Annotated in this window: 9 protein-coding genes; 5 read left to right on the top strand and 4 right to left on the bottom strand. The window is 60.6% G+C overall.

What is annotated here, in order from left to right:
- On the top strand, positions 1 to 179 hold a 179-nt coding region (locus tag MM194_RS10175; RefSeq protein ID WP_241343508.1), incomplete at its 5' end, for a transposase.
- A 69-nt stretch (positions 180 to 248) separates the two neighbouring features.
- On the opposite strand, the gene MM194_RS10170 is transcribed toward MM194_RS10175, so the two are convergent.
- Positions 249 to 398: a hypothetical protein gene (locus tag MM194_RS10170; protein ID WP_152599020.1), complete on the bottom strand. Its 150-nt coding sequence runs from the start codon at positions 396 to 398 to the stop codon at positions 249 to 251.
- A 3-nt stretch (positions 399 to 401) separates the two neighbouring features.
- Complete coding sequence (gene dusA / locus MM194_RS10165) at positions 402 to 1,388, bottom strand: tRNA dihydrouridine(20/20a) synthase DusA (RefSeq protein ID WP_241343503.1); 987 nt, start codon at positions 1,386 to 1,388, stop codon at positions 402 to 404.
- Positions 1,389 to 1,524: 136 nt separating this feature from the next.
- Between dusA and zur the strand changes: the two genes are divergently transcribed.
- The 3 genes from zur to MM194_RS10150 are packed head-to-tail and all read left to right on the top strand — an operon-like array spanning position 1,525 to position 2,667.
- Complete coding sequence (zur, locus tag MM194_RS10160) at positions 1,525 to 1,983, top strand: zinc uptake transcriptional repressor Zur (RefSeq protein WP_033129245.1); 459 nt, start codon at positions 1,525 to 1,527, stop codon at positions 1,981 to 1,983.
- Positions 1,973 to 2,434 (top strand): chemotaxis protein CheX, encoded by a 462-nt coding sequence (locus MM194_RS10155; RefSeq protein WP_033129238.1) that lies wholly within the window; start codon positions 1,973 to 1,975, stop codon positions 2,432 to 2,434. Before zur ends, MM194_RS10155 begins: the two co-directional genes overlap by 11 nt.
- A 5-nt stretch (positions 2,435 to 2,439) precedes the next feature.
- A complete protein-coding gene (locus MM194_RS10150; RefSeq protein ID WP_241343502.1) occupies positions 2,440 to 2,667 on the top strand; it encodes a hypothetical protein in 228 nt (75 codons plus the stop codon).
- A gap of 75 nt (positions 2,668 to 2,742) precedes the next feature.
- Here the strand turns inward: MM194_RS10150 and brnQ are convergent, their stop codons facing one another.
- The gene (gene brnQ, locus MM194_RS10145; RefSeq protein WP_241343507.1) at positions 2,743 to 4,005 is read right to left on the bottom strand and encodes a branched-chain amino acid transport system II carrier protein; all 1,263 of its coding nucleotides are present in this window, start codon (positions 4,003 to 4,005) and stop codon (positions 2,743 to 2,745) included.
- A gap of 234 nt (positions 4,006 to 4,239) precedes the next feature.
- Positions 4,240 to 4,950 (bottom strand): tRNA1(Val) (adenine(37)-N6)-methyltransferase, encoded by a 711-nt coding sequence (locus tag MM194_RS10140; protein WP_033129236.1) that lies wholly within the window; start codon positions 4,948 to 4,950, stop codon positions 4,240 to 4,242.
- Between the two features lie 129 nt (positions 4,951 to 5,079).
- On the opposite strand from MM194_RS10140, the gene srmB reads away from it, so the two are divergent.
- Positions 5,080 to 6,303 carry an ATP-dependent RNA helicase SrmB gene (srmB, locus tag MM194_RS10135; protein ID WP_033129235.1) on the top strand — a complete coding sequence of 408 codons (1,224 nt, stop codon included), beginning with the start codon at positions 5,080 to 5,082 and terminating at the stop codon, positions 6,301 to 6,303.
- Positions 6,304 to 6,340: the final 37 nt, after the last annotated feature.

Raw genomic sequence — 6,340 nt, 5'->3', positions numbered from 1 at the left:
AGAATGCGTTGGCGGAGCGGGTGAACGGGATATTGAAAGGAGAGTTGTTGTTGCAAAGCCCGCAGGACCTGGCGCAAGCGCGGGAGATGGTGCGTGAGGCGGTGGATATTTACAACCTGGAGCGACCGCATCATGCGTTGAAATACAGAACCCCCGACGCGGTGCATCGGGGGTTCTGAGTAACAAAAAGCTAGCTGAAAATGTGTAAACCTATTTCAGGACTAGACACTGTGGCAGGACGGCGGGTGCTAGCCCAGCAGTTGTTCCCTGTGCAGCCCGATCACGATCAACAGACCCAGCAGGTAGAAGGCGCTGAGCTTGATGCCGAGGATGGCGAGCAGGCCGGCGCACAGACGCACCAGCGCCTTGTGCAGCCAGGATCCGGTGAAGCGATACATGGCTTACTCCACCGTCTCGGATTGGGCGAATTCCGGCACCTTGGCCATGGCATCCAGCACCACCTGAATGCCGGCGCCCGGCTTGCAGGCGTTCTCGCTCAGGTGACGGCGCCAGGCGCGGGCCCCCTGCATGTTCTGGAACAGGCCCAGCATGTGGCGGGTCATGTGGGAGAGGTAGTTGCCCTTGGCCAGTTCCTGCTCCATGTAGGGCAACATCATGCGCACCACCTCATGCCGGCTCGGCACCTCTTTGTTCAACCCGAACACCTGATTGTCTACTTGCGACAGGATGTAAGGGTTCTGATAGGCCTCGCGCCCCATCATGACTCCATCCAGGTGCTGCAGGTGCGCCAGGGTCTGCTCCAGACTGGTCACGCCGCCGTTGAGGGCGATGGTGAGATTGGAATAATCCTGTTTGACCTGGTAGACGCGCGGATAGTCCAGCGGCGGGATCTCGCGGTTCTCGCGGGGGCTCAGACCGCTCAGCCAGGCCTTGCGGGCGTGGACGATGAAGGTGTCGCAGCCGGCGTCACGGACCTGTTCGATGAAGGCTTGCAAGAATTCGTAGGAGTCCTGATCGTCGATGCCGATCCGGGTCTTGACCGTCACCGGGATCCCCACCACATCGCGCATCGCCTTGACGCAGTCGGCAACCAGGGCGGGTTCTCCCATCAGGCAGGCACCAAAGCGGCCGTTCTGGACCCTGTCAGACGGGCAGCCCACGTTGAGGTTGATCTCGTCATAACCGCGCTCTTCGGCAAGCTTGGCGCAACGGGCCAGATCCACCGGATTGCTGCCCCCCAGCTGCAGGGAGATGGGGTGCTCCTGCTCGCTGTAGCCCAGATAATCGCCCTTGCCGTGGATGATGGCACCCGTGGTGACCATCTCGGTATAAAGTAGCGTCTGGCTGGTCATCAACCGATGGAAATAGCGGCAGTGCCGATCGGTCCAGTCCAGCATGGGGGCGATAGAAAAACGCTGCGCCTGCATAAAAATCATCCGGGTTCGCAAAACAAGGGGGCGGATTCTACCACAACGTGAGGGAGCCCCAGAAAATGAATTTTGTCGCCGCGGCTATGGGGCCCTGTGATAGTATCCGGCTAATTGACAGGGTATCTGCGTGATCATGAACCAAGACCAACTCTTACTACGGGCGGAACGCCTCTGCGAACAACGGGGGATCCGTTTCACCCCGACCCGACGCCAGGTGTTCCGGCTGCTTGCCGCCCACGGCAATGCCATCAGTGCCTATGATCTGCTGGCCCAGTTGCAGCAGACCGAGGCGCACGCCAAGCCGCCCACCGTCTACCGGGCGCTCGACTTTCTGCTCGAGCAGGGCTTCGCCCACAAGGTGGAATCCCTCAACGCCTTCATCTTCTGCTGCCATTTCGATCATGCCCATCCGATGCAGTTGCTGATCTGCGATCGCTGCAAAGACGTGGTCGAGCTGCATGATCCGGCCATCGATAGCGCCTTTTCCGAGCAGGCTCACCTGCATGGCTTTACTATTACCAACAAGACCATAGAGGCCCATGGTCAATGTGCCCGCTGTTCCGACACCCTAGGACATCAAGATGAAGGCTGATTTTGTAAACCCCTTCCTGCTCTCTCTGCTCAACGTGCTCTCCACCATGGCACAGCTGGAGCTCAAGCCGGGCGCCCCCAAGCGCAAGACGGACGAGCTGGCGCGCGGGGATGTGTCCGGCCTCATCGGCATGGTGGGCCCGCAGACCCGGGGATCGCTCTCCATCAGCTTCGAGAAGGGGCTGGCGCTGGAGATCATGCGCCGCATGCTGGGGGAGGCGCCGACCTCCATCAACGAAGAGGTCACCGACATGGTGGGCGAGATCACCAACATGGTGACCGGCGGGGCCAAGCGCATGCTGGGGGAGAAAGGTTACGAATTCGACATGGCGACCCCCATCATCGTCTCTGGCCCCAATCACACCATCACCCACAGAGCCGATGGGGCCAAGATCATGATGCCGTTTGATTCGGATTATGGTCGTGCCACCATCGAAATCTGCTTCGAGTAATCATCATGTGGACTGTGCTGAAATGGAGTGTCATCGGTAGCGTGCTGCTGCTTATCCTGTCTGATATCCAGATAAGCACCTCCATCTACAAGTACGAAGACAACAAGGTGCGGATCAGTTTCCCGCGCTGGCAGGCGGAGCAGCCCTGGGGCACCTTCCAGTGGCATGCAGGTCTGGTCGAGACCCACTGGTATGGCTTCGCGGGCAAGCCCAAGCCGGCATCCGTGCTCTAAACGCCGTTATTCCAGCCTTCCAACGAAAGAGGCCAGCAGATGCTGGCCTCTTTTTTATTCTGGAAAGTGCGACACTCAGGCGGCTTCGGCGGCCAGCTTGTCACCACTGCGTCCCACCATGCCGAGGCCACAGGCCAGCAGGGTCGGCAGCAACCAAGCCAGGCCCTTGTCAAACAGCGGCAGGAAGGCGAAGGTATCCATCTTCATGCCGGCGGCGCCCAGACCGTCAAGGCAGCCGAACAGGAAGGCAACCACCAGCACGGAGCGGAACACCAGGCGTGGGCGACCGAAATAGCCCTTCAGGAAGGTGACCAGCACCAGCGCCACGGCGACCGGATAGATGGCAACCAGCACCGGGATGGAGAGGCTGATGAGCTGGCTCAGGCCGACGTTGGCGACCACGGCGCAGATAACCCCCAGCACCACCACCAGCTTCTTGTAAGCCACGCCGGTGAGGTTGTGGAAGAAGTCGGAGCAGGCGGAGATCAGGCCCACGGCGGTGGTGAAGCAGGCCAGGGTGATGATGGCCGCCAGGATGAATTGACCCGGTTGACCGAACAGGCTCAGCACGTAGGCGTTGACGATGGCGCCACCATTGCTGACATCGTTCGCCACACCGGCGGCGGTGTTCCCCAGCTGGAACAGGGAGACATAGACCACGGACAGGCCGATGGCGGAGATGATGCCGGCGATGGCCAGATACTTGAACTGGCTCTGGTAGTCGTTGATGCCTTTCTTGCGCAGCAGATCGACGATCAGGGCGCCAAACATCAGGGACGCCAGGGTGTCCATGGTGTTGTAGCCTTCCAGGATCCCCTTCACGAAGGGGCTGTTCTGATAGTCACCGGAGGCGGCAGGCATGGTGCCCTGGGGCGCGACGAAGACGCCGATGGCCAGGGTCAGCAGCAACAGCATCAGCACCGGGGTCAGGTACTTGCCGATGGCATCCATCAGCTTGCCCTGATTCATGGAGACCAGGATGGCGATGCCAAAGAAGATCACCGTGTAGGCCGCGAGCCCAGCCTGACCCATGTCGCCGATGAAGGGCTTGAGGCCCATCTCGTAGGCCACCAGACCGGTACGGGGTGCGGCAAAGGCCGGGCCTATGATGATGTAGATGGCTACGGCCAGGGCGGTGGCGATACCGGTGGGCAGCAACTTGGTCATGCCAGCCCAACCATTGCCCGCCTTGGCGACGGCGAGGATGGTGATGAGCGGCAGGCCCACGGCGGTGACCAGGAAACCCAGCATGGCGACGGAGAGGTGCTCACCGGCCATGTAGCCAGCCAGCGGTGGGAAGATGATGTTACCGGCGCCCAAATAGAAGGCAAAGGTCATGAAGCCCAATCCGAGCACATCGGACGTAGTGAGTGATTTCGTCAAGTTCAACCTCGTCTGTCTTGTAAACAATTGCTTGTTATCGTTTTTATTGATCGCTGAGTAATATTCCTCAGGGGTAAAAAAAAGAGCCCCGCTGCTTTTTTCATCACGACCAGTGGTTTGAGCTGGTCTTGAGCGGGCGCTCATTTAAGGTTCAGCATAATGATGTGAAAAAATAGTTCAAGGCAAAATTTACATCTTCAAATAGAAGGGGTGGGCTAGTTGGATATATCTGTTGGAATAGGCTCCATCAGCAGAATGGATCAGGATTTCACCCTGTTCACACCTGTTTGATCCTCTAGCAAGTCGCAATAAAACGCGATTTGCCGCTTTACCCTCTCTGGTGATAACAGCTACGTAACAAGCGCCATACAGATCATAATCCGTCGACATGTCTAAAATCTCGGCGGCCATGGCGGTGGGCAGCACCAGCGCCAGCTGTCCGTCCTGGCTCAGCAAGCGGTCGCAGGCCGCCAGCAGGGCCCGGCTGTCGAGGGCGCCGGTGTGGCGGGCCAGGGCCCTGGCCGGATCGCTGAATGACTGGCCAGCTCCGAAGTAGGGAGGGTTGGAGACGATGAGATCGTAAGGGGGCGCCTGATAATCCTGGATCGCGCTCTCGATGATGTTGACCCGTGGGGCCCAGGGGGAGGCGGCCACGTTCTCCCTGGCTTGGACGGCGGCGGCGGGATCCAGTTCCACACCATCGATCTGGCAGTCGGCGGCGCTGCGCTGGGCCAGCATCAGGGCGATGAGGCCGCTGCCGGTGCCGATATCCAGCACCCGACGCGCACCGGTGATGGGCGCCCAGGCCCCCAGCAGTATGCCGTCGGTGCCCACCTTCATGGCGCAGCGATCGTGCTCGATGTGAAACTGCTTGAAGGTAAAACCACTGCTTCGTCCCATCTGACCCCCGTCTTCTGCCCGCAACATCCAAAAATGGTCGGCGATTATAGCGACTAAGCCATAGTCGCCATAGGAGCTGGCGGCATAATCGCCTATAATCTGCGGTTTCCTAAATGACCGAGTATTGACATGAGCCAGTCCTTTGATGATTTCGACCTGAATCCAGCCCTCAACCGGGCCCTGGCCGAGATGGGTTTCACCCGCCCCACTACCATTCAGCAGATGGTGCTGGAGCCAGCCCTGGACGGCCGCGATATTCTGGCATCCGCCCCGACCGGCACCGGCAAGACCGCCGCCTTCCTGCTGCCCGCCATGCAGCACCTGCTGGACTTCCCGCGCCGCAAGCCGGGCCCGTGCCGCATGCTGATCCTGACCCCGACCCGCGAGCTGGCGCTGCAGGTCAGCGCCCACGCCAAGGCGCTGGCGGTGCACACCCACCTCAGCATCGAGACCATCATCGGCGGTGTCAGCCATGAAGAGCAGCTGCCGGCGCTGACCAAGACCACCGACATCGTAGTGGCGACCCCGGGCCGCCTGCTCGAATACATCGAGAAGGAAGAGTTCGAGAGCCACGACATCGAAGTGCTGGTGTTGGATGAAGCCGACCGCATGCTGGACATGGGCTTCATCAAGGACGTGAACCGGATCGTGGCCGAGGCGCGCTACCGCAAGCACACCATGCTGTTCTCCGCGACCCTGGAGGGCGCCGGCCTCGAGAAGTTTGCCAACGAGATCCTCAAGGATCCGGTCGAGCTGCATGCCGAGCCGCCCCGCAGCGAACGCCGCCCCATCACCCAGTGGGTGCATCTGGCCGATGACGCTGCCCACAAGCTGGCGCTGTTGATCCACATCCTGAAGGATCCGGAAACCCAGAAGGCCATCGTCTTCGTCAAGACCCGCGAGCGGTTGGCGGAGCTCTCCGGCCAGCTGCAGGCGGCCGGCGTGTCCTGCGCCTGGATCCGGGGCGAGATGGAGCAGAGCAAGCGCATCGAGTCGATCCGCAAGTTCCACGCCGGGGAAGTGCCCTTCCTCATCGCCACCGACGTCGCCGCCCGGGGCATCGACTTGCCCAACGTCAGCCATGTCATCAACTACGACATGCCCTACGGCACCGACGTCTATGTGCACCGTATCGGCCGTACCGGTCGGGCCGGCAACCGTGGCTGCGCCATCAGCCTGGTAGAGGCTCACGACATGGCCATGGTCTCCAAGATCGAGCGTTACACCGAGGAACGCCTCAAGCGCCGGGTGATCGAGGAGCTGCGCCCCAGGCACAAGGAGGCGCGGGTGCCGGTGAAGAAGAAGAAACCGAAGGACGGCAAGAAGAAGTCCGCCAAGAAGAAAAAGAAATAATCGCAGCAGCAACGGCCATCCTCGGATGGCCGTTGTG

This window comes from Aeromonas sp. MR16, assembly GCF_022549315.1.
GTDB classification, from domain to species: Bacteria; Pseudomonadota; Gammaproteobacteria; order Enterobacterales; family Aeromonadaceae; genus Aeromonas; species Aeromonas aquatica.
Note: the sequence above shows the minus strand (reverse complement) of the source record. Positions and strands in the feature narration are given on the sequence as shown.